We start from the raw sequence: 26,997 nt of genomic DNA, 5'->3' as shown, positions 1-26,997 counted from the left end.
GCAGACGGGCTTTCTGCGTTATTGGCCTTTGCGATGGCGGGTCAGGTAGTGCTTCACCAGCACAAAGAAGAGCGGAACAAAGAACAGCGCCAGTACCGTGCCTGCCAGCGTACCGCCGATGATACCGGTGCCGATGGCGATGCGGCTGTTAGCACCGGCGCCCGTCGCCACCGCCAGCGGGATCACCCCGGCGATAAAGGCCAGCGACGTCATCATAATCGGCCGCAGACGGGTTCGCGCTGCCTGCAACGCAGCCGCGCTCAGCGAACTTCCCCGACGAACCGCATCCTCCGCAAATTCGATGATCAGTATCGCGTTTTTGGAGGTGAGTCCGACCGTGGTCAGCAACGCCACCTGGAAGTAGATATCGTTGCTTAATCCGCGCAGTGCCACCGCCAGCACGGTACCCAGCACGCCGAGCGGCACCGCTAACAGCACGGAGAAAGGCACCGACCAGCTCTCATACAGCGCAGCAAGACAGAGGAACACCACCAGAATCGAGATCGCATACAGCGTGGTTGACTGCCCGCCCGCCTGCTTCTCCTGCAGCGAAAGACCGCTCCATGCTCCTGTGGTCCCTGCCGGGAGTTCATTGGCCAGTCGCTCAATGGTGTTCATGGCATCGCCGGAGCTGAACCCTTCGGCGTTCTGCCCCTGTATTTCGTAGGAGGCAGAGCCGTTGTAGCGGTTAAGGCTTTCGGGTCCCATGGTCCATCGGATCGAGGCAAAAGCCGAGAATGGCGTCATGGTGCCCTCACTGTTACGGATGTACCATTTATCCAGATCCGAAGGTGATGAACGATACTGACCGTCGCCCTGAACATAGACCCGCTTTACCCGACCCCGGTCGATGAAATCATTGATATAGGCACCGCCCCAGGCGCTGGTCAGCGTATCGGTCACGTCATCCAGCTGCAGTCCCAGTGCCACCGCTTTGCTGGTATCAATATCGACCTGCAACTGCGGCGTTTGCGGCAGAATATTGGCCCGCACACCAAGCAGTTCCGGGCTTTGCGCTGCGCTTTGTAGCAGCTGATCGCGCAGGTTGCCCAGTTGCTCACGCGTGGTGCCACCGCTGGCCAGCAGCTCATAGGTAAAGCCGTTGTTCTGTCCCAGACCCGGCACCGACGGCGGCGTCAGCGCAAAGATCTGCGCATCCCGAATCGACGCCAGCGCGTAGGTGGCGCGCCCGGCAATCGCTTCGGCAGAGTTTTCACTACCCGGTCGCTGATCCCAGTTCTTAAGCTTGATAAATGCCATACCGGCATTCTGCGCAGCACCGCTGAAGTTAAAACCATTGATGGTGAAGACCACATCAATATTCTGTTTCTCTTCAGTCAGGAACCAGTCAACAATCTGCTGATTGACTGCCTCAGTGCGGCTGGCCGTGGCACCCGCTGGCAATGTTGCCTGAAGCATGATGCTGCCCTGATCTTCAGTCGGCAGGAAGCTGCCCGGCAAGCGGGTAAACATCACAAACAGCACCACGCCCATTGCCGCATAAAGCGATACCATGATCAGCGGACGGCGCAGAGTGCTCACCACTTTGTGACGATACTGGCGCTCGGTGGCGGCATAAAAGCGGTTAAAACCGCCAAAGAAGCCTTTACGATGGGGTGAGGTCGGCCGCAGCAACATGCCACACAGTGCAGGCGTCAGGGTCAGTGCCACCACCACGGAGAAGGTCATGGCGGCGATGATGGTGATGGAGAACTGCCGATAAATCACACCGGTCGACCCGGCGAAAAAGGCCATGGGCAGAAATACCGCGGATAGCACCAGCGCGATAGCCACCAGCGCGCCGGAGATCTCTTTCATCGACTTTTCCGTTGCCTCACGCGCCGGCAGACCTTCGTCATGCATAATGCGTTCGACGTTTTCGACGACCACGATGGCATCATCCACCAGCAGCCCGATGGCCAGCACCATAGCAAACAGCGTCAGGGTATTGATGGTGTAGCCGCACAGCGCCAGTACGCCAAAGGTGCCGAGCAGTACCACCGGCACCGCCAGCGCCGGGATCAGCGTCGCACGGATATTCTGCAGGAACAGGTACATCACCACCACTACCAGCGCGATCGCTTCGATCAGGGTGATCACCACATCCTCAACGGAGATTTTGATGAAGTCAGTGCTGTCGAGTGCATAAGCCACCTCATAACCTTCCGGCATTGAGTGGTGATACTCTTCAACTTTGTTTTTCACCAGCGTCGCGGTGGCCAGCGCATTTGCGCCCGGCGCCAGCATCACACCGACACCCGCCGCAGGATGCCCGTTGAGTCGGGTGGTCATGTCATAGGATTCGCCGCCCAGCTCCACCCGCGCCACATCACCCACGCGCACGATGGCACCGCTTTTGTCGCTTTTAACGATGATGTTTCGGAACTGATCCGGCGTCTGCAGTCGCGACTGCGCTCTGACCGTGGCGGTAAGCTGCTGATTGTCGGGCGATGGCAGGCCGCCGATTTTACCGGCTGAAACCTGAATATTCTGCGAGCGTATAGCCGCCGACACATCGGAGGGCTGCAACGCAAAGGAGTTTAGTTTGAAGGGATCGAGCCAGATACGCATCGCGTACTGACCGCCGAACACCTGGATGTCACCGACCCCTTCGGTCCTGGCCAGCGGCTCCTGCATATTACTGACCAGCCAGTCACCGATATCCGTGCTGTTGCTTTTGCCCGTGGTGTCATACAACCCCATCACCAGTAGGAAGTTTGACTGCGATTTGGTCACGGTAACACCAAGCTGCTGCACTTCGCTGGGCAGACGGGAGAGCGCCTGCTGCACCTTGTTCTGCACCTGTACCTGAGCCGTGTCCGGATCGGTGCCCTGACTGAAGGTGACGGTAACCGACACATTTCCCTGTGAACTGCTGCTGGAGGTAAAATAGAGCAGATTATCCAGCCCGGTAAGCTGCTGCTCGATCACCTGCGTGACGCTGTTCTCCAGCGTCTCCGCAGAAGCACCGGTATACGTTGCGCTGATATTCACCGAAGGTGGCGCAACATCGGGATATTGTTCAACCGGCAACAGGGTAATGGAGAGCGCGCCAAGCAACATGATTAAAATGGCAACAACCCATGCGAAAACGGGACGATAAATAAAAAAACGAGAAAACATCAGCGGGATCTCTTCCTTTTGGGCGGGTGCAAAACCTGCATTCCTGCAGGCTAACAAACAGCGTTGATTATAGGGTGTAACCTCAGGCTGAACATCCTGGCGTGTTCTTTTCTTAAAGCTGAGGGATCCCGGGACGCTGCATTTTCGATTTATCGCGGATTTAACTGTGCTGACATCCTATGTGGGCATCAAAGAGAAAGCCGATCCATAACGAATCTGATGATGCATTAAGCAAAATGGTGAGCCCTGACTATTCTCAAATAAAGGATATTGATCAGGAGAAAACCATGAAATTTTTCTACTTCGTTTCGCTTATCGCCTCTGCCCTCTATTTACTGGCCTTCCTGCCTAAACTCCGCACCCGTCGTGAACCCATAGCCTACTGGGGATGCTGGACTTATCTGGGTGCTAACGCCATTTTCTGGGCCGTTTATGGTGTCATGCATTACATTTGATGTCATTTTTTAAGCAAAGCGGTAAACAGGGATGTTTTGGGCGCTATCCTGCTGATTAATTGGGTTAGCGTGAGCGGGAACGTAGAGATATATCATTTTTGAGTTTTCATCACAGCGACATAATTTTGTGCCTTCTCACAGCCCCGGCAGTTACTCAGGATTGCGAGACGTGCTGGAAAAATCATATAAGGCGGCTACGCTGATTTTCAGCTAACCCTCTGGATTTTAAAGCCTCCCGTCCCGAGGAACACGATGATTTCTTCTTCTGTTCCGTTATGGGATATATTGGCATCACTATCGTGAAATTTTCTCTGCATAACAGGTTATCCCGGCAATGGCTTTGATCCCTAAAAACTACACGCAGCTGGAAAGCGGCTACCGTGAGAAAGCACTTAAAATCTATCCGTGGGTGTGTGGACGCTGCTCACGCGAGTTTGTTTATTCAAACCTGCGCGAACTGACGGTCCACCATATCGATCACGACCACACCAACAACCCGGAAGATGGCAGTAACTGGGAGTTGTTGTGTCTCTATTGTCATGACCACGAGCACTCAAAGTACACCGAGGCTGACCAGTATGGCACCCGTGTAGTGGCTGGCGAGGACGCACAAAAAGATGTCGGTGAGGCAACCTACAATCCCTTTGCTGACCTGAAGTCGATGCTGAATAAGAAGAAGTAATGACTGAACTGTCAGGCTGGCCGACCGGCGTGACAGTCTCGCTTCCCGAAGAGGATCACAACGTCTGGCCGCGGCCAGAACGCAGTGTAGTCCGTCGTGCCAGATGCCACCCTGGCCAGACTCAGCGCGATATGAATCTTTTACCAGCCGGTTATTTCAGATTTTGATATCAGTTATGGCCGGGAGAACCGTACGTCAATCCCCCCCTCACCGACACGCTTTTTGAGGCTATCTGTCGACAGCACCTTTCCTATTGGCGTGTAGCTATAGGAGCTCTGGAATGTCTCGTAAAAAAGAACCAGCGTCTTATTGCCATACAGCATCACATCGCCCTGCTGGATCGTGCCGGGTTTATGCGGATCGCTATTAAGAGCAGCAGGCAGGTCTGCAAACTTCTCATTGCCGTTCAGCTCCTCCATCGTCATGGTCAGCGGGAGTTGCTGTACAAATGCTTTCGCGGTGGCGTTATCAGCCAGCGCAATCTCATACGACTGATGGTTGATCGTCATAATAATCTTCATGGGACGCAGCTCTCCTGCCCGAACCGGGCCACTGGCTTTAACGGGCATCAGACTATAGGTGGAAAGTAAAACCAGCAAAAGTAAGGCTCTTTTCATAAGGTTGCTCTCCGGATTAGGGCGCATCTGTTCAGACATGGAGTGCGTTACTGCGATCGCCGTCCAGCCCTGAATAAACTGGCTCACTTACCCGCCGTTATCTGATGGTAAAGATTTATCCTTCACCCTTTCCCTGCATCATCCTCCTGTCGGCGGAACTCGCGCACCGCTTATTCTGCAATAGCCTGGATGCGCTGCGCTTCATCTGATGTGCTGAACTGATTTGCGGCTTACGTTTCGGACTGTCGAAACATTTTGAGAAATAATTTCCCTGAATAACAGCCAGTTTCCACGTTGTTGCAACTATTTCTGTACCAGGCTTAACAAATAACAACAGAGACAATGTGGAGCATTATGAAAGAGCAAAATCGCACAAATGGCATCGCTCCTTATGGGGGTGCCGCCGGAGGCTGGGGCGCACTGAAGGCGGTTGCCGATGCTATCCGCGGCCAGATGTCTGTGAAACAGGATGTGATCGCCCTGTTTAAAGTCAACCAGCCGCAGGGCTTTGACTGTCCGGGCTGCGCCTGGCCCGACCCGCAACATGCCTCATCATTTGAGTTCTGCGAAAACGGCGCAAAAGCCGTCTCCTGGGAAGCGACCAGCAAACGCACCACACCGGAATTTTTTGCCGCTCATACCGTGACTGAACTGTGGGAGCGCAGCGCACTGCATCTGGAGGGCGAAGGCCGCCTGACCCATCCGATGAAGTACGATGCCGCTACGGATACCTATCAGCCCATCGAATGGGAGACGGCGTTCCGGGAGATTGGAGAGCATCTGCGCAGCTACGACGATCCGGACAGCGTAGAGTTTTATACCTCGGGACGCGCCTCCAATGAAGCGGCGTTTCTGTGGCAACTTTTCGCCCGCGAATATGGCACCAATAACTTCCCCGACTGCTCAAACATGTGCCATGAACCGACCAGTGTCGGGCTGCCGGAGTCAATTGGCGTCGGCAAAGGAACGGTAGAGCTGGAAGATTTTGATCACTGCGACCTGGTGCTTTGTATCGGTCACAATCCAGGTACCAACCATCCGCGCATGCTGGGCACGCTACGGGAAGTGTCGAAACGCGGTGCCACTATTGTGGCGATCAATCCGCTGCGTGAACGTGGGCTGGAGCGCTTTACTTCGCCGCAGAGCCCGATTGAGATGCTGTCAATGAGCTCCACTGAGCTGGCCTCGACCTACTACAAGGTCAGGGTGGGCGGTGACGCAGCGATGTTGAAAGGGGTGATGAAGATCCTGCTCACTATGCACGAGGAGGCGCTGAGCAAAGGCGAACCCGGCGTGATTGATGAAGCATTTATTACTGAGCACACTGAAGGCTTTGACGCCCTGAAAGCCGACCTGGAAAGCACGGACTGGGAGCATATCCTGAAAGTCTCGGGCATGGCGCGTGAGGAGATCCAGCATATCGCCCGGCTCTACGCCAGCGCTGAACGTACCATCATCTGTTATGGCATGGGAATTACCCAGCACCAGTACGGCACTCAGAACGTGCAGCAAATCGCTAACCTGCTGCTGATGCGCGGCAATATCGGCAAGCCGGGTGCAGGTATCTGTCCGTTACGCGGTCACTCCAATGTGCAGGGCGATCGCACGGTGGGTATCACAGAGATCCCGCCGCAGTCGCTGCTGGATGGCATAGAGAGGGTGTTTGGTTTCCGCCCGCCGCAGAAGCATGGTCACGGCGCCATTGAGGCAATAAAGGCGATGCGCGACGGCAAAGCCAAAGCGTTGCTGTGTCTGGGCGGCAACCTGGCCGAAGCGATTTCCGATCCACAGGTCACGTTCCCGGCGATGCGCAATCTTGATCTGGTGGTGCATATGGCGACCAAACTGAACCGCTCGCACCTGTTACTGGGTAAACATAATTATCTGCTGCCGGTGCTGGGCCGAACAGAGACCGATGTTCAGGCAACCGGCGCGCAGAGCGTCACCGTGGAAGATTCGATGTCGATGGTGCATGCCTCACGCGGTTCGCTGGATCCCGCCTCACCCCATCTTAAGTCTGAACCGGCGCTGGTCGCCTCACTGGCGAAGGCAACGCTGCCGGACAGCGTGGTTGACTGGTCGGCCATGGCAGCCGATTACAGCCGCATCCGCGATGCCATTGAAGCGGTGTTCCCAGCGTTTGAAAACTTCAATGAGAGGATTAAGCATCCGGGTGGATTCCGGCTCTATAACGCCGCATCAGAGCGCGTCTGGCTGACGCCATCTGGCCATGCGCAGTTTAAAGTGATGCAGGGCATCAATGAAGATCCCCGGTCACTGAAGTGCCATGATCTGGTGCTCACTACCCTGCGCAGTCACGATCAGTACAACACCACGCTTTACGGGCTGAATGACCGCTATCGTGGCGTGACAGGCCGCCGCGATGTGCTGTTTATCAATGCAGAAGAGGCGGAGAAGCGACAGTTACGGGTCGGTGACCGTGTCGATCTGATGGCGCTGGACCCGGATGGCAATCCCACCTCGCGCCAGATGAAAAACCTGACCATCGTGATTATTGATATGGCCCCAGGTTCGGTCGGCGCTTACTATCCCGAAGCCAATGTGATGGTTCCGCTCGACAGCCACGATACCAAAAGCGGCATTCCCGCCTATAAAAGTATTCCGATATCCATGAAACGTGTCACTGACGAGACCCGGACGACCTCAGGCGTTTTACGCTAGTCAGGCGTCTCAATTTGCGAATGTTGCCAGCGTGGCCGGTGCTCCGGTCACGCTGTTTGCCTTGTTTCACTCTGAAGTTTTATCGATCCTCTCTGCCTGCTTTACCGCCTGTAAAGCACCCGACGTGAAGCAAGCCTGACGGTAACATCATATACACTACAGTCCTGAAAACGGCTCTATAAACGATCGACTCTTTTTTGCCTGCGCAGATGTTCAGCGCCCTACCGGAAAAATGCCATGTTTCACCTGATTTTCAGCTTACCCAGCTGGTATGTAATTGCGCGCGTCATTATTCCTTTGTCCCTGCCACTTGTTGTAAAGATCCTGCTCTCCGCTCTGGTGCTGCTGGCGTCACAATATCTTCTGGTGAGCCGTTTTACCTCGGGCGGGATCTTCTCCGCTGAAATGCCCCGCATCATCATCATTCTGTTTAACTGGGCGTACAGCACCGTGCTGCTGCTGGCGCTGCTTCAGATGCTGATGGATGCGGTTATGCTGATTGCCCTGCTGTTGCGTCATCCGCTGGAGCTGGTTCCCGGTGTTCGCTATCTGGCCGTTGTGCTGGCGATGGGACTGGCTGCCTTTGGCGTTCAGCAGGCGATACGCGTGCCGCCGGTCAAAGAGGTGACTCTTGCGCTGCCCAACCTGCCCGCTGAATTCGATGGCTATCAGCTGCTGCAGCTGACCGACCTGCATATCACCCGGTTGTTTAATGCGGCCTGGACCGCCGCAATGGTTGAACGGGCAATGTCTCTCAAAGCCGATCTGATTGTGGTCACGGGCGATGTGATCGATGGCAACCTGGCGCATCGGCGGCAGGACGTTGCGCCGCTGCGCGGGCTCGCAGCGCCTGACGGCGTATGGGCTATCACCGGCAACCATGAATATTTCTTCCATCAGGCAATCTGGACGGCGCATCTGGCCTCACTGGGTCTGCAACCTCTGCTCAACAGCCATACCGTGATCCAGCGCGGAACCGCAAAGCTGGTGATTGCCGGCCTGCCGGACGCCTCCGCACCCGGCAGAAACGCGGTCGGCCCGGATCTGGCCCGCGCGCTGGAACAGGCACCTGAAAACGCGCCGGTAATCCTGCTGGATCACCAGCCACGCAATGCACGCCAGAACGCAGCGCAGGGCGTGGATGTGCAGCTCTCAGGACATACACATGGCGGCCTGATTATCGGGCTGGACAGGCTGTTTGCTAAACCCAACGCCGGGTTTGTTTCCGGGCTTTATCAGGTCGGCGGAATGCAGCTCTATGTGAATAACGGCACGGCACTCTGGCCAGGCATGGCGGTGAGGCTGGGTCGTCCCTCAGAACTCACCCGGATTACCCTTCGCCGCCAGCCGTAGTTGCGTGAAGAAATAGCCTCAGGAAAGTGCGGTTTTCGCAGGTGTGCATAAGATTGAGTGAGACAAAGGAGATCACCATGACGATGTTATGTACCGCCTGCGGAACGGCTTATCCCGCTCATTCCACTCATCAGCACTGTAAAATCTGTGATGATGAACGCCAGTACGTTCCGGCCGCCGGTCAGCGCTGGATCGCGTTTGATGAACTGCGCGCCAGCCACTCCAATAAGTGGACGGCTCACAGCGATGCGCTGTTAAGTCTTAAAACCGTGCCTGAGTTTGCCATCAACCAGCGCGCTTTTCTGCTGCGCACGCCGCACGGCAACGTGCTGTGGGACTGCATTGCCAACCTTGATGATGCCACCTATACGCTGATCGCGGCGCTGGGCGGCATTGATGCTATCGCCATTTCACATCCGCACTACTACACCACCATGCAGGAGTGGGCTGAAGCGTTTAATGCGCCCATTCATCTGCACGCCCGCGATCGTCAATGGATTGTGCGGAAGAGTCCACATATCCAGTTATGGCAGGGCGAGTCGCTGACGCTGATGCCCTCTGTGACGCTGTTACGGCTGGGCGGTCATTTTCCCGGCGGCAGCGTGCTGCACTGGGACGAAGGAGAAGGGATGATTCTGGCGGGTGATATTATCCAGGTCACGCCGGGTGCGCATGGCGTGTCGTTTATGTGGAGCTACCCGAATATGCTTCCGCTGTCAGCCGCTACGGTAGGCGACATACTGCATAGGCTCTCCGGCGTGACATTCGGGCAACTGTATGGCGCGTTTGAAGGGCAGGATATCCATCAGCAGGCAAAAGAGAAGGTGATGCGGTCGGGCGAGAAGTATCTGGCCTGTCTGCAGGATCATCAGGCGTAGCGCGGAATAAACGCTGAGAAGAGAACAGCCACCCACAGGCGGCTGTTTAACACCATTATGCGGTCTGGAACACCGCAACCATCGTACGTAACTGCCCTGCGCGCGCGGCGAGCTCATCAGCTGAGGAGGCCGACTCTTCAACCAGCACGGCGTTCTGCTGCGTCACCTGATCCATCTGGTTCACCGCAATATTGACCTGCGAGATACCACTGCTCTGCTCTTCGGATGAAGAAGTGATGTCGCGCATCAGCTGAGAGGTCTGTTCAATGGCGCTGACGCTCTGTTTCACCTTATCGCCTGCGTTCTGCGCCATGGCGATCCCTTCCTGCGCGTGGCCGACTGACTGCTCAATCAGACCCTTGATCTCTTTAGCTGCACTGGCTGAACGTTGTGCCAGTGCCCGCACTTCCGACGCGACGACCGCAAAACCTTTACCCTGCTCACCGGCGCGTGCCGCTTCAACGGCCGCATTCAGTGCCAGAATGTTGGTCTGGAAGGCGATACTGTCGATCACCGAGGTAATCTCTTCAATTTTACCTGAGCTGCCACGAATTTTGTGCATGGTCTCCATCACCGAATCCATTGCTGCACCACTGGAGAGTGCAGCCTGCGTGGCAGATTCTGCACGGGCAGAGGCAAAGCGCGTGTTATCCGCGTTCTGCTGAATGATTGCCGCCAGCTGCTCCATGCTGGCAGCCGTTTCAGCCAGTGAAGCCGCCTGTTGCTCGGTGCGCGACGACAGATCGCCATTGCCACGGGCAATCTCTTCTGAGGAGTTGGCGATGGTAGCCGCGTTACCTTTGATATCCGACACCAGTTGAGCAAGACGCTGCTGCATCCGCATCAGTGCATTCAGCAGCTCAGCCATCTCATTGCTGCCGGAAACGTTCAGCTGTGCCGTCAGATCGCCCGCCGCGACGCGGCTGGCAACTTCGACCGCTTCTTTAACCGGCCGGGTAACAGAACGGGTGATCATCACGGCCAGCAGAATGGCCAGCAGCGCGACGGCAAACAGACCTGCCAGTAACAGATATTGCGCATAGCGGCGTTCCTGGATCTGCGTCTGCATCATTCCTTCCAGACGATGGCTGGTTTGTTCACCCAGCTCGCCGTAACGGTTAATCGCCTGGGTAAAGATCCGTACATAGTCAACCGGCGTCACGCTGGCGTGACCGCTGACAAAGACACTATCAGCCAGATTCAGCGCACTCAGCGCCTGCTGGTTCGCATCCTGTGCCAGATTGCCAAAGGTGGTTTTAAGATCTGGCTCAATGGAAAATACTTTATCCATGTTGCCGCTAAACTGTCTCAGCGCCGTTTTGCCATAATCAAGCTGAAATGCCATGCGGCTGCGATCGGCATCCGACACATTCCCACCCGCAATCAGCGACGTGCCGCTAGCACGAATCTGTCCCAGCGTTTCAGTCAGTTGCGGCAGGCGACTAAAGATACTGACAATCAGCTGGTAGGTATTCAGATCGGCATCCAGCGATAGCTGATAAAAATCAAGTACATCCTGGTTCGTATCGAGTAGCACCTGAATCAGCTGAGCATGTCGCGTCAGGCTGGTTGCCAGGGTCAGTTTGCCCGCGTTAATATCGTTCTGCAGCTGGCTCCACTCCTGATTAACCCGCTCCAGCCGCTTCAGCGGCTGCGCCTGCTCATTATTCTGACGTAATTCGTCAGCAATCGTCTGAGATAAGCGATTAACCTCACTGACCAACGCCATACGTGGCGCGTTATCTGGCTTGTTCAGCGAGATAGCGATCGCGCTTTCCGCACGGTGCCGCTGCAGCAAGTTCAGCAACTTGAGCACCTTTCTTTCGACCGGTATACCGGTCAGTTCCACATTCTTTGTATCAATAAGCTGGTTGCCCGTCTGAATAAACAGAAAGGTGGGTAAAATAAACAGCACCAGCGCAAAGGATCCGAGTAACAGGAATTTCGCTGGCAAATTAATCCGGTCGAGTATTTTTTTCATTCTTTTCCGCTCTGATGTGTGAGACGTGCAGGTGTGTAGCGCACGAAATAGCTTTCGTAATATTATTTTTACCGTTTCTTTGACATAGCCAGAGATGCCTCATGCAGCACAATGTCGCTATGAAGAAAGGAGTTTCGTAAAAAAATCAGAAGTACATATAACACGGAAGGGAGTATAGATTGCGCCGCGTTATTTTACAGTGAATAAAATGACAATATTTACTTCAATATCTGCCTAAGCCAAACTTAAAAAAATACCTTACAAATCATAAAATTGAAATAAAAACACCTGGCAAAAAGCATTAAGCAACGAGCCTGACTTCAGCGTTATTGTTTTGAAGATAAATAAATTCAAGTTACATCATGAATAGCCGATAACTGACATCCTGCCTGTATCTGACTCATTATCACCAGACTATCAAAACAAATATCTACGCCCGGCAAATTCCAATTTAAACCTTATAACCCTAAAGAGTTATTTGCGATTTTAAAATGAAATCGATTTCATATTATATTTATTTCAGGAAAAGCCGCTTTATTTATTTTGATTTAAGATAAAAAAAGCCCCCACATTGTGGAGGCCCTTAAGTTACTGCTCAACTATTAAAAACTTTCCCAGTTCGCCTTAGTCAGGTCGATGGTCTGGTGCTCAGGCTGCTTTGTGTGTAATACCGGACGCCGTACTGCAGCGGTCTGCTGCGACTGTACTGCACGGTTATCGCTTTCCAGCTTAAAGGTCGCCACCAGCCCCGACAGCGTTTCTGCCTGCTCCTGCAGCGACTTAGAGGCGGATGAGGCCTCTTCCACCAGCGAGGCGTTCTGTTGCGTCACTTCATCCATCTGGCCAATGGCCTGATGAACCTGTTCAATGCCTTTACTCTGCTCAGAGGTAGCCGCCGCAATCTCATTGACCAGATCGGCCACCTGCTGAATCGCCTGACGGACATTTTCACTGTTAGATCCAACGCCGCTGGCCTGCTCTAAACCGTGCTCGACCTGTGAAACCGATGTTGAGATAAGATCCTTAATTTCACGGGCGGCAGAAGAGGAGCGCTGCGCCAGATTGCGCACTTCAGAGGCAACAACGGCGAAGCCGCGACCATGCTCGCCTGCACGCGCTGCCTCGACTGCCGCATTCAGCGCCAGAATATTGGTCTGAAACGCGATGCCTTCAATCAGTCCGGTAATTTCAGAGATTTTGGCAGAGCTGGCGCGGATTTCATCCATGGTGCTGAGCATCTGCTTCACCGCCGTCCCATTCTGGATTGACATGTGATTCGCGTTATTTGCCAGGCTGCTGGCCTGTTGCGCACCTTCTGAGTTCTGTCGCACCGTTTCGCTCAGTGTCGCCATGCTGGCTGAGGTTTGCTCCAGTGAAGCCGCCTGTTCTTCCGTGCGTGCAGAGAGATCTTCGTTGCCCGCCGCTATCTGCGTTGATCCGGTACTCACCGATTGCGCGGCGTGACTGACGGAGAGCAGCGTGCCGGAAACGCGCGCCAGCAGCTGATTAAATGCCATCGCCGTTTTGCCGATCTCATCCTTACTGCGGACCTCCGCGGTATGAGTCAGGTCGAGGGTATGACTCACCTGCGTCATGGTATTGACCATGCCTGAGAGGCTCTTTTTGATGCCGAGAATCACCTTAGTGGAGAAACCGGCCAGTATCAGAATAAGCAGCAGCGATCCGCCAGACATCGCCCACAGGGTCTGGCTATAAACGCGCTTGTTCTCCGCCCTGAGCTGTTCGCCAATATCGATATTCAGCTGAATCTGACGAGTGAAATCCGCTTCCATCTTACGGGATGCGGCACCAATACCGCCCTCACTCTGCAATAACGGCAGCGTGACCGCATCATTATGGGCGCGTGACGCGGCAAGAAATGCCGGCAATGCGCTGCGGACCGCATCCAGATTTTTATAGGCCTGTTCCGTCATCGCTTTGTCTTCATCGTTCGAGATGTCGTTAGCCATGTAGTAATCATTGAGCGACTTAATCTGCGTAAGCAGATTCTCAATGCGCTCTTCCGCAGCAGGGAATTTTGCCGCATCGCTGGTGCTGTGGTGGCGATAAAGCGCAATACCCAACTGATTGGTCACGCTGATCGATTTATTGAGATCGCGAATGCTGGGTATTGCGTTCATCTGTACATATTCAAAGCGGGATTGAAAGCCCGAAATTACTGATAAAGAGATAATCACCAGCGCAATCAGTGACATTGCAAGCAGTGAGAAAATCAATACCAGACGTTGTGTAATAGTCATACTTGCCCCCGGCAAAAAAAGAATAATCTGGACATAATTTAAAGTTGGATCGTTCTTATCGGCTCTTGTCTGCAGGGCTTTAATTAAGCATGGCGAATATATTTTTTTATTTTTCCTTGCGAATGGTACAGAGTGAACTAGCCAGAACACTACTCTGCCATTTATTCATTTTTATTTTGACACACCTTTTTACATCTCATCATCTGAGATAAATTTGCCACATCTCCTGTCAGAAGATTTCCACTGCCGGATGGTCACAATGAAGCGGAAGCAGCCATTCATTTGGATCTGATAATTAGCCCGCTAATTCAACAGCGATGCTGATGATAATTGTTAAGGAGAAGGCGATTTAAATTCGTGGGATACCGTCGCAGACGCAGCAAAGGCAGGGCTTGTAAAGCTGAAGAGCTGAAGAGCTGAAGGGGTGAAAAACCAGCATGACAGTCTGTCATCAGATTTTCTGATAAGAGGATGACTGGCTACCTGTCAGATAACAGGCGACGGTGGGAGATTTTAGCCTTTTGTGTCAGGGCCAGATTAAATCAGTGAAATCGCTGGCGGAATGCTGAATCTGGTCTATGCTCACTGGCCCGACCAGGCTTTAGTCTGTTGGGTAGCAATAACGCTTAAAATAAAAAAAGGTAGTCGTCATGGATTTAGCCACATTTGAAACCAGAACCGGTCTTTGGCCACACATGCAGTTTACGGATGTTGAATATGAAGTGTGCAGCGCAGGTGTAGAGATCTATGCCATTGATGTCAGTCGTCAGACCAAGAGCAAGCTATTTATCTGTCGTGTCACCAACGAGCAGCAGGCAGCGTCGCTAACGGCACAGTTCAAAGAGTGGTTGCCGAAGTTAAAGCTTAAAAAACGCAAAGTCGCATTGAATCTGGCGCGCATGGCGTGCGAGAAGAGCTTCCCCGCGAATCCTAAATTCCAGGATCGGTCTGACATGCGTCGGAACACATCCAGGCTCTGATGCCTGCTTCAGCCTGTATCTGTTACAGCAGTCAGGCTGAAACCCTTTCTTATCCTGTCTGCGCTGCGGCACGTTTTAATCACGCGCCGCAGGCACACGGAACAGCCGACATTCCCCGGGCTCAATTGAGATATCACTGAAAGTCGTGATATGCATCTCGATCCAGGTATTCGCGGCCCGAAGCGTGTGAGGTGATTTGCGTTGTTCCAGTTCAGCCACAAAATCCCGGGTACTCACTGTGCACTGACCGGTATCATCCCGCCTCACCGCCTCTTTGAATGCTGACCAGACCTCATCATCCTGTGACATCTCTACCCCACACCGGCTCTCAATCGATAATATGCTGTATATATAAACAGTACAATTATTCGCTTTAAGGGTCAAGTCTGCTCTGTTTACCAGTCTCAGATCGCTAAGCAATGGCTTAATTGTGGCCATTTATAGCAGAACCAGCAGCCGAAACAGGACTTTAATCCTAATCTTAGAAATCGTTTTCATATCTGATTAAAGTATTGATTTAAATAGCCATTGAATATTGTTAGCTTTTTAATTGTTTGATATCTAATTAAAAAAAGAGTTAACCGTAGCGGCATAAACATCGTTTTTGCCCTATCTTTGAATGGCTCTGTAATGAAATCCACTTCTTTTACAGAGTGATCTGACTCCTACCCTTGCCCCCTTTTACAGGGGGCACTTTTTTCAGATAAGGCAGATATCAACATCTGATTGTCTCTGCAGACCGACAACGTTCATGCGTTGCTGACTACTGTGCTGATGACGTTAAGGGAGTGTCTGGAAAAGTGGTTGATTTGTAACCTGATAATTCATTGGTTGTGCTGACATCGCCTGAAGCCTGAAACAGTGGATTGAATCTCAAAACAATTTTCCGAAATAGCAAATAAACGGATTTTTACCCGCTTAAAAGCCTCGCCAGAATGACGTGGTAAGGAGAATAAAAAGTGCGTAATAATCTGGCAATATCAGATTGACCAGCGCCTCACCAGGGAAGCTGTAACGTTATAATAATGCGCTATATCTGCTGTTCGCCCCCGATTTTATGGGGGTTTTTCTTTTCCCTTCATTTCTATGCCCGGTTATTGCCGCACTGCGATCTGATGTCCTGATTGTCGAATCCTTTAGTACTACCTGAATCTACGATTAAATTAATGCTGCAAATATAACGGCATAATGGTCGTAGTTGTGCGCTTAACCAGCAATATTTCTGTGATATGTTTAATCAGTAACTTTCTGCCACGTGAGTCTGATTATGCTCTCCACCCTTATTTACCGTAGCCAGCTTGCGGGTTCTGTCTCGCCAGAGAGATTGAAAGCGCTGGTGGAGCGCGCCAGTATCAAAAATGCTGAGGCTGAAGTCACCGGGATACTGCTCTATGACGGACAGCACTTTTTTCAGGTGCTGGAGGGTAGCGTCGACAACGTTCACACGGTTTTCCAGCGTATCAGTCAGGATGAGCGGCATTTTAACCTGATTGAGCTGATGCGGGATTACGCCCCTGCGCGTCGCTTCGGTCATGCCGGTATGGCCTTATTTGATTTACGTGATTATCAGAAACACACCGTAGTGGATGCCCTGCTTAAGCGGGTTACCCTGAGTGATGAACGGATCAGAGATGACCGGGTGGTGAAGTTCCTGCGTTCTTTCGTCGAGGGGCGGGATAAAGAGACGTTTATCAAAATTGATCCTGCCAGTCAGTGGACGCTGACAACACCCGTCACCTCCGAATCTCAGCCAGCCTGGCAACCGGCACCGGGTCAGCGTTGTGAATTTGCGCTACAGCCTATTGTGGATACAGCAAATCGCCGGATTGTCTCCTGTGAAGCCTTGATACGTGGCCAGCACGGCGCATCACCCGCTGATTACTTTTCACAGTTGCCAGAAAGCGAGCGTTATCAGGGCGATCTGCACTCTAAAACCTACGCTTTCCAGCTGGCCAGACATCTGGGGTTGCGCGAGCAGACGCTCTCCGTCAACCTGCTGCCCATGTCGCTGGTGGTAATCGATGATGCTGTTGAACATCTTATCCAGCAGATCAGGCAGCAGGGATTGCGACCAGAGCAGGTGGTGGTTGAGGTGACCGAAGATGAGATCATCTCGCGCTTCGACGCATTCCAGTTTGCTGTCCAGCAGCTGAAAGCGGCCGGGATCAGCCTGGCGCTCGATGATTTTGGCGCCGGTTTCGCTGGCCTGTCGCTGTTAGCCGATTTCCAGCCCGACAAAGTGAAAATCGATCGCAAGCTGATCACCGATATCCACCGCAGTGGCCCGCGTCAGGCGATTGTGATGGCCATCATTAAATGCTGTCAGGCGCTGGAAATTACGGTTATTGCGGAAGGGGTTGAAAAAATTGAAGAGTGGCTCTGGCTGGAAGGTGCCGGGGTGCGCTATTACCAGGGCTTTCTGTTTGCCCGTCCAGCCCTCAATGCCCTGCCTGCAGTAAGCTGGCCAGCACGACGCCCGGAATAGACCCCGCCGTGATAATCCCCTTTCCTTCCCTTTTGCCCATAATTTGATGCGGCTCACACCGCTTCGCTGCAAAAGGCAAAAGCTGTGCCATGCTTGATTCATCTGACAGCCTTCAGGCAACACAGATATTCATCAGGTCACTGGACAACAACCGGAAATGGGAGAGTCACCATGAACGAAGATCGCATTGGCGGTAACTGGAAGCAGTTCAAAGGTAAAGTTAAGGAAAAATGGGGTGATCTTACGGATGACGATATGACCGTTGTAGAAGGGAAGCGCGATCAGCTGGTCGGTAAAATTCAGGAACGCTACGGCTACGAGAAAGATCGTGCCGAAAAAGAAGTGAAAGAGTGGGAAGATTCCAACAAGTACCACTGGTAACGTGTGCTTAATCGCCGGGCGTCTCTGCGTCCGGCATCTGCCCTGTACCCCTGTTTAATCCCCCTCACCCACTGCCATCTCAGCACACGATACACCGGCAGATTTTGGAAATGATTGTTTCTTTATTTATTCCTGACGCGCATACTGCGTCATCTTCCCTGTTCATGGGATCTCAATGCCTTCCGGATATCAATTATGCCTCAGCACTCTACCGACACCGTATGTGGTCTCGTCGGTGTTCTTCCTGAAACTCTGCGCCGCTGGCGCCGTGCCGGGCTGATAACGCCGCCTGGCCCTGCTGGTTACTCAGATAATCAGCTTACGCGTGCGCTCTGTGTGCGTGAAATGACCTCAGGGGGTCATACGCTTTTTGATATCCATACTGCATTTAACTGGCCCAGCGTTGCGCTGCCTGGCGGCTGGGCCTGCCGGGAAGAGGATATGTTGCACCTGCTGGCGCATAATACGGACGCAGATGTTGATCGCGAACTACAGATGATGAATACCGACTATTGTGGTGATGATTATGTTAATCGCTACCTGCGGCCGCTCAACCTCTGGCTGCGCACTGATCTCAGCGAAGGTGCGGCGCGGCGCCAGCAGCGCTTTCATTCAGCGGTAGTCAGTCAGTGGGAGCGCCTGGCGCTGGCCTCACAACGACGCAGCACCGTACCGCTGTTTCTTGAAGCAGTCAGCGTCACAGATGAAACCGAGATCTGGATGGAAGCGATACGGCTTAACGGACAGGGCTTTCGGGTTGAAGTTGCAGCAGATGCGTCAGGTATCCCCGCCGTGGCGCAACGCCGCTTTGAGCATCATCTGATGTGGTGTGGTGATGGTATCAGTGCATCGATGAAGGCTGCATTTCACTCCAGTCTTGAGGCGGGTGAACCGATCATGCTGACCGGAACGAATACCGGCTTACCGTCGCAAATCAGCCTTATGGCAGCCAGCGCCTGAACTCTTTTGACTTTCTTACCTGCCAGTGAATAAAAAGGCGGAAACAGCCTGTGCCGTTTCCGCCCTGTTCATGTTACTGATGTTCAATAGTTCGCTGACCGCCGATCGCAATCGGGATACGGCGCGGTTTCTCGCTCTCCGGTATTTCCTGGATCAGATCAATGCTAAGCAGACCTTCCGCCAGGCTGGCTCCGGTGACCTTCATGTGCTCTGGAATGGAAAAGCTCAGCTGGAAATCGTGTCGGGAAATGCCGCGGTGGATCCAGCTGGTGTTCTCTTCCCGGGCCTCGCCAGACGCTTCCTGTGACGGTTTCTCTCTGTGACCGGCCACTGAAAGCCGTCCGCCTCGTAACTCGATCTCCAGTTCATGCTCTTTCCAGCCAGGTACACTGACGGTCAACGCATAGCGATTATCCTCAACCCGCTGCAGATCGTAAGCGGGAACCGACGTTACCGGGCTGTCGCCAGTAAGCTGACTGAACAATTTATCGATGCGATTAAAGCGGTCTGAAAAGACTGAATCAGACAGCGAAGGGAACACTGAAAATTGTTGTACTGACATGGTGATAATCTCCTGAACAGGTTCATCCAAAAGTTCATCTGATCGGGCTCATATTTCCGATCATCTCCATAAATAGGGATCAGTAGTCAGTTTTCAAGTTGGTAAATATAATTTTTTTACCGTTATCAGACAGCCGGTTACCACAGAAATAAATTTCAGGGTATTAACGCAGCCGTTACTTTTTGCTCTGAGGTGCAAGAGCAAAATGGGGATGACAGCCAGCCAGTAATAACAGCAACTCATATTCTCCCTGACTTAATAGTGTCGGGTTACCTGCGGCTTCTTTGGTTTGCCAGACGCGCAGGCTAAGGTCAAAACGCTCAGCAGCGCTCTGCTGTGAGAGCCCGGCGGCAAGACGAAGTTCACGCACATTACTCTGGACGACCACAGGCGGCCTGGGGGGACGATTCAGCAAACAAAGACTCCTTCAACATGATTAAACCGCAAAGGCACAGCGCTTCACCATCAATAAAAGCGAAGCGACCTGAGAGCGGCCATAACGAAAAGACCACAGAATAATTGACTATTTTAAATAAATGTCAAATTTCAGGTTTAAAAATTATGCATGATTTTTTATAAGCGAAGCGGCATATTTCGCCCTGACGGAGACTTTTCTATTTCCATAGAGTGCTTTATTCCTCCTGCCAGGAATTATCCTGTTATTTGCCTTAAGGGCCATTCAGGGATTATTCCGCTACCTCAAGCGCCCTTTCTTCATCAGGATAGAGGTATAGCCTGAGGGTCATGTTCAGGCAGAATCATTGAAAAAGAGGAGGATAATGAATGAAAAATCCTATCCAGCGTCGCTCGCCCGACGATCTGTCGCAGGTGGAAATTCGTGAACAGTGGCAAATCACCTACTGGACCCAGGAACTGAGGACAACTCAGGAAAGGCTGACACGCGCGATCCGCGAGCGAGGGCCGCGGACCGAACAGGTTCGTGACTGGCTGGAGCAAAACCCGCCGCCACGTCGTCCGACACAATTCATACACGGCATGAAAGGTTAAATTGATTACTGTCTGAAGCGACGCGTTACTGGCGGTCTTGCGGTGGATTGACCTATAGCAGTCAGGAGTACACTGACAGGTCATATCTGCCGGTCTTCATTTTTTCAGGCTTTTACCTGTATTTTTAATAGGTTATCTTCCTGAGCAACCAGCGGATAGCGATCCGTCTCTGGCTGCAGACCTGTTTAATTGTAAAACTGACTTAGAAATAACATTAACCACCCTGAATGCTTATTCATCTCCTGACGGAAAATAAACATTAACAACCGTAAAAACCCTCTCCTGGCTATATAAAATGTACAAATGTAAATAATCAGGCGCATCTTCGATTAAATTTTCGAATCGTAACAACCCCTTTAATGCGTTAAAGAAAATATTAAGAGACACCCGCTGCATAGTCCCTTATTATCAAGTTGAAAATAAAAAATCACGCCATAATTCCTGCCGCCCGAATCACATTTCGCTCCGGACAGTTTTCTTTTTTCGCTCCGTAATCAGCCGGTGCGGGGGTTCTACACACATGTTAAACAATTTAAACGGCGACAATGAGCGCCGCAGCCGCGCCTTACAGGCGTTGCGCGACCCTGATGAAAGCCGCGATGAAGTTCTCCGGAAGTTTGTCCGGTTAGCCAGTCAGGCCCTGGGTATCCCGGGCAGCTTTATATCGGTGCTGGATGATGAGTTCCAGACCGTTCGGGCATCACACAATTTTGAACTGCAACGCTCAACGCGTGCGGATTCACTTTGTCGTCACGTGGTTGATAGCGACAGTGCGGTGATCGTCCCTGATACTTATTACGATGCGCGTTTTGTCACGCATCCCCTGATCACTGGCTCACCCTTTATCCGCTTTTATGTCGGTGTGCCACTGAAAACACGCGATGGCATTATTCTGGGCACACTATGTGTGACCGACACCGAACCGCATGCGTTTCCCAGTGACCAGGTGACGACCTTAACGCTGCTCTCTACGCTGGTAATGTCTTTTCTTGAAGCCTGGCACTCGGCGGGTTTTACCGATCCGGTGACCGGGCTACCTAACCGTCAGCGCCTGATACGTGATTTGCAATATCTTGCCGTTGCCGGCGATACCACGCCACGCCGTCTGGTTCTGATTGATTGCATCGATATGTCGCGTGCTTATGAACTGGCCCGCACCATGGGAATGAGCCCGGTTGAGAGCCTGCTGAAAGATATGGCCACTCTGCTGCCGCTGCGCCTGCGGCCGGCGGTTGGGGAGATGATCTATACGGTGGCCACCGGCCGCTTTGCTATCCTGACCCGAGCGGATAGCCGACTCAGTGCCGCGTGGGTAGCCGGTCGTCTGGAAGGTATCAGTGCGGACATGGATGAAGGTCTGTCAGTCGCGCTGACTCCCCATACCGGTGAGGCTGACTTTGTCGCTGGCAGCATGCCAGCATCTGAAATATTAGGCCGTGCGGTCAGTGCGCTGCATGAAGCGGTCGGCCGCGGCCTGCCCTCTCAGCGCTTTGACGCTGAGGCTGAAACGCAGCGTTCAGAAGATTTCCTGCTGATGACCGATCTTAAAACGGCATTACGCGAGAACACCGGGCTATATATGGTCTATCAGCCGAAAATTTGCCTGCAAAGTGGTAAACCCGTGGGTCTGGAAGCGCTTATCCGCTGGCAACATCCCAGCCGGGGCGAACTTTCACCTGCCGCCTTTATCCCGCTGGCTGAGCAGACCGATCTGCTCTCTGTGCTGACAGCCTGGATTATCGATCGGGCGGTTGAGCGCCTTAGCCGGCTGAGGAATAACTGTATCCAGCTGCCGCTAACGATAAACGTCAGCGTACGTGACTTTGCGCGCGAGGGGTTCGCTTCAGCACTTGAAAGTAAGATGGTCAAATCTAAGCTCCCGACCTCTCTGCTGGGAATCGAATGTCTGGAAACCGAACGTATCCTTGAAAGCCCGACCGCCCTGCGCGGGCTGGAGATGCTCAGAGCACGAGGATTCACTATTTCACTCGATGATTTCGGTTCCGGCTACAGCAATATCAGTTATCTGCGTCGCATGCCGCTTGATGTGATTAAGCTGGATCGTTCCCTGATCAGTGAGCTTTCCTCTGACACGGCTTCACGCATTATTGCACGCAGCATCATCGCCATGCTTAAAGAGCTGGACTATACCGTGGTGGCAGAAGGGGTTGAGTGTCCGGATGCAGTAACATCCCTGACCGAGTATGGCTGCGATCAGGCTCAGGGATATTTCTATTCGAAGCCGTTAAACGAAGAAGCATTGGATCACTGGCTGCACTGGAAGCTGCGTGGCGAGTGTCATTAATCTGGAGCTGGCGCAATCTGATATCAGATTGCATTTTCAGCTATCAGATCGAGCTCTGATATTCCCTATAAGTCATATTCAAAATATTTGATCAATATCAGCAAAAGTTAGCTATATCAGTCTGGCGAGATCGCGCCTATCATTCATTCCATCGAGGCAAAACGCCTCTCCCTGACTGAAATACGCTAAGGAATTGACCATGAACTCCATCAAAACTTTCGTTGCTGTTACTGCACTTTCTCTGATTTCATTCGGTAGTTTTGCCCAGACTATTACCGCTACCGCGTCTACCCTGGATGCTGCTGAAGCGAAAGTCGCGGCACAGGCCAAAGATGCAGGCGCATCCTATAAAATTACCGGCGCACGCGTTGATAATCGTGCTTATGTCTCTGCTGAACTGATCAAATAACATTTCCCCCTTCAATACGATGAGGCTGCCACTACGGCGGCCTTTTTTAGTATGCAGGAAGCATGAGTTCGTCTGCTCAGGTTCAGCGTCTCTGATCCCATTACGATTGTTGGAACCGTGCCCCACAATTTGCCGTTTCGCTTATTGTCACCTGCCGTGGTGCAGTCTGTGCGACAGTGAATAAGGAGAGATGAAACATTTTTTGAACAATGCTAGCGTGTGCGCAACAATCTTATAAAACGGAGCTGCACATGCTGACTACCATAATATACCGCAGCCATATTTCAGATGACTTCTCCATCAGAACCCTGCCTGCGATGGTCGACAACGCCAGCAAAATAAATGCGGCTCACGACGTGACCGGCATCTTATTATTTAACGGTACCCATTTTTTTCAATTACTTGAGGGTCCGGAAGCAGGCATTCAGGCAGTCTATCAGAGAATTTGTGCAGATCGACGGCACCACAATGTGGTGGAGCTGATGCGCGACTATGCGCCTTACCGCCGCTTTGGTAATGCGGGCATGGCCCTCTTTGACCTGCGTGAACACGATCGCTCGTCGCTGCTGCAGGCCGTGCTGGATAAAGGGACGTCAAAATATCGTCTGACCTATGATGATCGGGCACTGCAATTCCTGCGCACGTTTGTAGAGTCTCGTGAGAAAGAGAACTACTACGAGGTCCTCCCCCCGGGTTACTGGGAGTTTATTTCTGAGCACAATGATGTGCCGGACTCCCGTCCGGAGACAGAAGGCGTCAGCTTTCGCCCGGTGGTGGATCCCCTCGCTCGTCAGGTCACAGCGATTGAAGCGACCACTCTGCGACCTGCTCCCGCCGACGACATCTCAGGCGATCAGCTTTATGTTAACGATCTGGAAACCGTGAAAAAGACGTTTGCCCATGCTGGCCTGGTCTGCCCGGACGGTATGACACTGTACGTCAGCCTGCTGCCTATGACGCTTGTAGTGATACCCAATGCCGTCGATCATATTGTGACCGCTATTCATCAGGCGGGACTGGTTCCTGAACAGGTTGTTGTTGGCGTAAGTGAAACCGCAGTGATCTCGCAGCTGGAAGCGTTCTCTGAAGCCGTACGCGCGCTAAAAGCGGTCGGAATCAGTCTGTCGATCGACAATTTTGGTGACGGCTCCGCGGGATTGTCCTTGCTGACTCACATTCAGCCCGACCGCATTCGTATTGATGCCGGTATCACCCGCGATGTTCATCGCAGTGGGCCAAAGCAGGCGGTGGTTCAGGCGATTATTAAATGCTGTTCCGCGCTGGAAATTACCGTCATCGCGGCAGGGATCGTACAGGCAGAAGAGTGGATGTGGCTGGAGGCTGCAGGTGTGATCAACTTCCAGGGCACGCTGTTCGCAGCCGCAGGGCGTTATGAAGCACAATCCGTTGCCTGGCCGGAATATCGGGAGGCGATGTAACACTCTCTGTCCCAACGGTGATAAAGCGGTACGTCAGCGCGAGTCCGCTTTCTTCACCGATGTCCTGCAGAGCAGTATCAAAGCCGCATCGGCCCCGCTAAACACCTCCCCTCCCCTGCGCCCCCATCGGACCCGTTCTTGTGACAGGGATAACGGCAGCGCCTTCCTGATGGTTCCGGCCATGCCTCAATCTCTGTACTCATTCTGGCTTAGTTCTATTTGATAACCACTGTAGCGAGTAAAGTTACCTGTTTAACTCTTCCAGTAAGCAAATCAGTGGCGGATCCTTTTTAGGATCGAACTTCATCGCCTATCCACTGTAGCGAGTAAAGTAACGATATTCAGGGTTCGGAAACCACTGTAGCGAGTAAGCAGAGCAAGTAAATCGTCATCCGTCCTTCTAAATTGCAGCGCGAAGGCGCATTAGCCTTTGTTTCAGGTACTCCAGGTACGGTTTCATTCAGTCATAACCACTATAGCGAGTAAAAAACCGATCTCCCTCTCAACAATGAATTTTGACCCTTGATTGCAGAATCCGCCCTGTGTGGGTCCTCGCAAAGGTGCTTTTATGAATGCAGCTAAGCTCTTTAACTGCAAAAATCTGAAGCACGGCACACCGTTTAACGGCTGTGGCGAGTAACCATTTTTAGGTGTGGGAATTTGGCAATTTAACAGGAAGTCTTTTACTGACAGTGCAATAAATGATAGTGAGTGCTTACTCTATTTAAGGTAACCACTATATCGAGCATAGGCCAGTGACAATAACAACCACTATAGCGAGTAAGCTCCCCATTTCTGCTCCCAATTAACAACCACTGTAGCGAGAATATCGCATTCATCAGCGCCAGTATCTGATCATTAACTGAACGCTTTAGCGATAAAACAACCTGATAACCACTGTAGCGAGTAGTTTACTCACCCTGGATGGACAAAACGGAGATGAAAAAGCGCGTTAACGGAGGAGATAATCACTATAGCGAGTAGAGTAATGACACCAATTCCCCTGCACAGCCTGCTTGAATACTTCATGACGGGCGTACTTTCTGTGCTGTGATCAGGTAAGTAACCACTAAAGCGAGTGAACATTGGGTCTCATTCTGGCTATTACGCTTTTGAGGCCGCTCTTCCGGGAGAGACTAACCACTATAGAGAGTAAACACAGCACCGGGCTCAATTCAGGTCCTGCCGATGGAGAGTGATGAATAGCGCGATTAGCCCTGTTCAGACAGGCGTTACGTATGTTGCTGTCGTGCTGGTAACCACTATAGTGAGTAACGTTACTCGCTACAGTGGTTATTGCGTTTCAGCCCGGCGTTCCCGATAAGAGATTGAAAGCGGAGTAGCATGCTAGCAGAAAGCGTGTCATTGCTTCTTCTGCTTCCTGATTTTGTTCAGTAGCTCTTTTTCTTCACGCGAGACCATCACCAGCTCACTGCTATCCTCTTCAATCACCGGTTCAGGCAGGCTGACGTCAATTACGTCGGAATCGATATCAAGATCGTCAAACTCATCCATCTCATCATCGATCAGGCCTGACTTACTGAGCGGCAGTTCGGCCGGGCGCAGCTTAGGATGACGATAATGAACCCAGAAGTAGACTGATGAGCCACGTCGGGTTTCGGTGTAGTCGAGATAGCCGATCTCTTTTAACTGCTCCATGGCCTTTCTGACGGTGGCATTCTGGGTAATCACACGCGATGTCAGGTTAAGTCTTGCGCGCAGACGCGCCATAGATATCGGCGCAGGCTTCGGCGGAAGGCTTTCAATGAAGGTGTAGAGCGCCTGAGCAGACTCTTTGCGTGCCAGCTCATTGATGGCTTTAAGCTGCAGCAGAACCTTTCTGTCGAACTGATACAGCTCAAAGATCTTGGGATCGGCCTGCAGCGTTACCGTGTCCTTCTTGATGCTGTATTTCGCAGACTGCACCAGGTGCGTCGTGTAGTTCTCTCCGCCCTTGCTGGTAAAAGTCAGGGTGTTAGAGGCAATACGCGTCAGCGAAGCATCCAGACGGCTCCTGAGCTTCGAGGAGAGACGCACTGAGGGTATGCCGCATAGTTTGGCAAATTCAACGAAAGAGAGCGTTACCGTGTCTCCCAGACACTCATGCGTAGCGAATGCACGAATGATCCCGACCCAGGTTTTGAAATCATTATCCATATCCAGGCGGGCACCCAGAATCTTAATGTTGTCATAGCCTTCTGACCTGACCAGGGATAACTGTTTAAGATCCTGGGTCACATCCATGGCGTTCATCTGGTTTTTCTGACTGCGCGCTGTGGATTTTAACGTCGGAACAAATAAACCGAGTCGCATCAATGCTACCGGCTGGACGGTGTTGTTACTGTTGGGAGTAAGAGTAACAACTTCACCTGTACGTTTATCTGTTTCGCTAAACGCATCAGCTATGTTCAGGATATCTGGTTCTTTTCTTGGCAT

Annotated in this window: 21 protein-coding genes; 13 read left to right on the top strand and 8 right to left on the bottom strand. The window is 52.3% G+C overall.

The window, feature by feature from the left end:
* Positions 1-18 precede the first annotated feature (18 nt).
* Positions 19-3,123 (bottom strand): efflux RND transporter permease subunit, encoded by a 3,105-nt coding sequence (locus tag ACX8ZY_RS23380; RefSeq protein WP_421665550.1) that lies wholly within the window; start codon positions 3,121-3,123, stop codon positions 19-21.
* A 287-nt stretch (positions 3,124-3,410) separates the two neighbouring features.
* Between ACX8ZY_RS23380 and ACX8ZY_RS23375 the strand changes: the two genes are divergently transcribed.
* Both ACX8ZY_RS23375 and yajD read left to right on the top strand, forming a co-directional pair.
* The gene (locus ACX8ZY_RS23375) at positions 3,411-3,578 is read left to right on the top strand and encodes a hypothetical protein (RefSeq protein WP_009093121.1); all 168 of its coding nucleotides are present in this window, start codon (positions 3,411-3,413) and stop codon (positions 3,576-3,578) included.
* A 334-nt stretch (positions 3,579-3,912) separates the two neighbouring features.
* The gene (gene yajD, locus ACX8ZY_RS23370) at positions 3,913-4,260 is read left to right on the top strand and encodes an HNH nuclease YajD (RefSeq protein ID WP_421665549.1); all 348 of its coding nucleotides are present in this window, start codon (positions 3,913-3,915) and stop codon (positions 4,258-4,260) included.
* A 173-nt stretch (positions 4,261-4,433) separates the two neighbouring features.
* Here yajD and ACX8ZY_RS23365 read toward each other — a convergent pair whose 3' ends face one another.
* On the bottom strand, positions 4,434-4,964 hold the full coding sequence (locus tag ACX8ZY_RS23365; RefSeq protein ID WP_231905497.1) for a cyclophilin-like fold protein: 531 nt from the start codon (positions 4,962-4,964) through the stop codon (positions 4,434-4,436).
* 267 nt (positions 4,965-5,231) lie between these two features.
* Between ACX8ZY_RS23365 and ACX8ZY_RS23360 the strand changes: the two genes are divergently transcribed.
* The 3 genes from ACX8ZY_RS23360 to ACX8ZY_RS23350 all read left to right on the top strand — a co-directional run bounded on the left by ACX8ZY_RS23360 (position 5,232) and on the right by ACX8ZY_RS23350 (position 9,790).
* Entirely contained in the window at positions 5,232-7,559 is a 2,328-nt protein-coding gene (locus ACX8ZY_RS23360) for an FdhF/YdeP family oxidoreductase (RefSeq protein WP_010256995.1), read from the top strand.
* Positions 7,560-7,796: 237 nt separating this feature from the next.
* Positions 7,797-8,912, top strand: a complete 1,116-nt coding sequence (locus ACX8ZY_RS23355; RefSeq protein ID WP_033759918.1) for a metallophosphoesterase — start codon at positions 7,797-7,799, stop codon at positions 8,910-8,912.
* A gap of 77 nt (positions 8,913-8,989) precedes the next feature.
* Positions 8,990-9,790 (top strand): MBL fold metallo-hydrolase, encoded by an 801-nt coding sequence (locus tag ACX8ZY_RS23350; protein WP_421665548.1) that lies wholly within the window; start codon positions 8,990-8,992, stop codon positions 9,788-9,790.
* A 55-nt stretch (positions 9,791-9,845) separates the two neighbouring features.
* Here ACX8ZY_RS23350 and ACX8ZY_RS23345 read toward each other — a convergent pair whose 3' ends face one another.
* Together ACX8ZY_RS23345 and ACX8ZY_RS23340 are read right to left on the bottom strand one after the other, a co-directional pair.
* Positions 9,846-11,771: a methyl-accepting chemotaxis protein gene (locus ACX8ZY_RS23345; protein WP_010256986.1), complete on the bottom strand. Its 1,926-nt coding sequence runs from the start codon at positions 11,769-11,771 to the stop codon at positions 9,846-9,848.
* Positions 11,772-12,373: 602 nt separating this feature from the next.
* Positions 12,374-14,032: a methyl-accepting chemotaxis protein gene (locus ACX8ZY_RS23340; RefSeq protein ID WP_010256982.1), complete on the bottom strand. Its 1,659-nt coding sequence runs from the start codon at positions 14,030-14,032 to the stop codon at positions 12,374-12,376.
* Positions 14,033-14,682: 650 nt separating this feature from the next.
* Between ACX8ZY_RS23340 and ACX8ZY_RS23335 the strand changes: the two genes are divergently transcribed.
* Positions 14,683-15,012, top strand: coding sequence for a hypothetical protein (locus tag ACX8ZY_RS23335; RefSeq protein WP_010256979.1), 330 nt, complete (start codon positions 14,683-14,685; stop codon positions 15,010-15,012).
* A 75-nt stretch (positions 15,013-15,087) separates the two neighbouring features.
* Here the strand turns inward: ACX8ZY_RS23335 and ACX8ZY_RS23330 are convergent, their stop codons facing one another.
* Entirely contained in the window at positions 15,088-15,321 is a 234-nt protein-coding gene (locus ACX8ZY_RS23330; protein WP_033781058.1) for a hypothetical protein, read from the bottom strand.
* 958 nt (positions 15,322-16,279) lie between these two features.
* Here ACX8ZY_RS23330 and ACX8ZY_RS23325 point away from each other — a divergent pair.
* The 3 genes from ACX8ZY_RS23325 to ACX8ZY_RS23315 all read left to right on the top strand — a co-directional run bounded on the left by ACX8ZY_RS23325 (position 16,280) and on the right by ACX8ZY_RS23315 (position 18,838).
* On the top strand, positions 16,280-17,497 hold the full coding sequence (locus tag ACX8ZY_RS23325; RefSeq protein ID WP_010256973.1) for a diguanylate phosphodiesterase: 1,218 nt from the start codon (positions 16,280-16,282) through the stop codon (positions 17,495-17,497).
* A gap of 171 nt (positions 17,498-17,668) precedes the next feature.
* On the top strand, positions 17,669-17,878 hold the full coding sequence (locus ACX8ZY_RS23320; RefSeq protein WP_010256969.1) for a CsbD family protein: 210 nt from the start codon (positions 17,669-17,671) through the stop codon (positions 17,876-17,878).
* 195 nt (positions 17,879-18,073) lie between these two features.
* Entirely contained in the window at positions 18,074-18,838 is a 765-nt protein-coding gene (locus tag ACX8ZY_RS23315) for a MerR family transcriptional regulator (RefSeq protein WP_010256962.1), read from the top strand.
* A 73-nt stretch (positions 18,839-18,911) separates the two neighbouring features.
* Here the strand turns inward: ACX8ZY_RS23315 and ACX8ZY_RS23310 are convergent, their stop codons facing one another.
* Both ACX8ZY_RS23310 and ACX8ZY_RS23305 read right to left on the bottom strand, forming a co-directional pair.
* Entirely contained in the window at positions 18,912-19,400 is a 489-nt protein-coding gene (locus ACX8ZY_RS23310) for an Hsp20 family protein (RefSeq protein WP_421665547.1), read from the bottom strand.
* Between the two features lie 175 nt (positions 19,401-19,575).
* Positions 19,576-19,815, bottom strand: a complete 240-nt coding sequence (locus ACX8ZY_RS23305) for a transcriptional regulator (protein ID WP_421665546.1) — start codon at positions 19,813-19,815, stop codon at positions 19,576-19,578.
* 368 nt (positions 19,816-20,183) lie between these two features.
* On the opposite strand from ACX8ZY_RS23305, the gene ACX8ZY_RS23300 reads away from it, so the two are divergent.
* The 4 genes from ACX8ZY_RS23300 to ACX8ZY_RS23285 all read left to right on the top strand — a co-directional run bounded on the left by ACX8ZY_RS23300 (position 20,184) and on the right by ACX8ZY_RS23285 (position 24,561).
* Complete coding sequence (locus ACX8ZY_RS23300; protein ID WP_033770153.1) at positions 20,184-20,408, top strand: DUF3606 domain-containing protein; 225 nt, start codon at positions 20,184-20,186, stop codon at positions 20,406-20,408.
* 520 nt (positions 20,409-20,928) lie between these two features.
* Complete coding sequence (locus ACX8ZY_RS23295) at positions 20,929-22,713, top strand: GGDEF and EAL domain-containing protein (RefSeq protein WP_010256951.1); 1,785 nt, start codon at positions 20,929-20,931, stop codon at positions 22,711-22,713.
* A gap of 199 nt (positions 22,714-22,912) precedes the next feature.
* Positions 22,913-23,122, top strand: coding sequence for a YdgH/BhsA/McbA-like domain containing protein (locus ACX8ZY_RS23290; protein WP_022624235.1), 210 nt, complete (start codon positions 22,913-22,915; stop codon positions 23,120-23,122).
* Between the two features lie 251 nt (positions 23,123-23,373).
* Positions 23,374-24,561 carry a diguanylate phosphodiesterase gene (locus tag ACX8ZY_RS23285; protein ID WP_421665545.1) on the top strand — a complete coding sequence of 396 codons (1,188 nt, stop codon included), beginning with the start codon at positions 23,374-23,376 and terminating at the stop codon, positions 24,559-24,561.
* A gap of 1,362 nt (positions 24,562-25,923) precedes the next feature.
* Here ACX8ZY_RS23285 and ACX8ZY_RS23280 read toward each other — a convergent pair.
* Positions 25,924-26,997: a RepB family plasmid replication initiator protein gene (locus ACX8ZY_RS23280; RefSeq protein ID WP_010256943.1), complete on the bottom strand. Its 1,074-nt coding sequence runs from the start codon at positions 26,995-26,997 to the stop codon at positions 25,924-25,926.

It is taken from the genome of Pantoea sp. XAF26B01_ASV70 (genome assembly GCF_054512635.1).
Note: the sequence above shows the minus strand (reverse complement) of the source record. Positions and strands in the feature narration are given on the sequence as shown.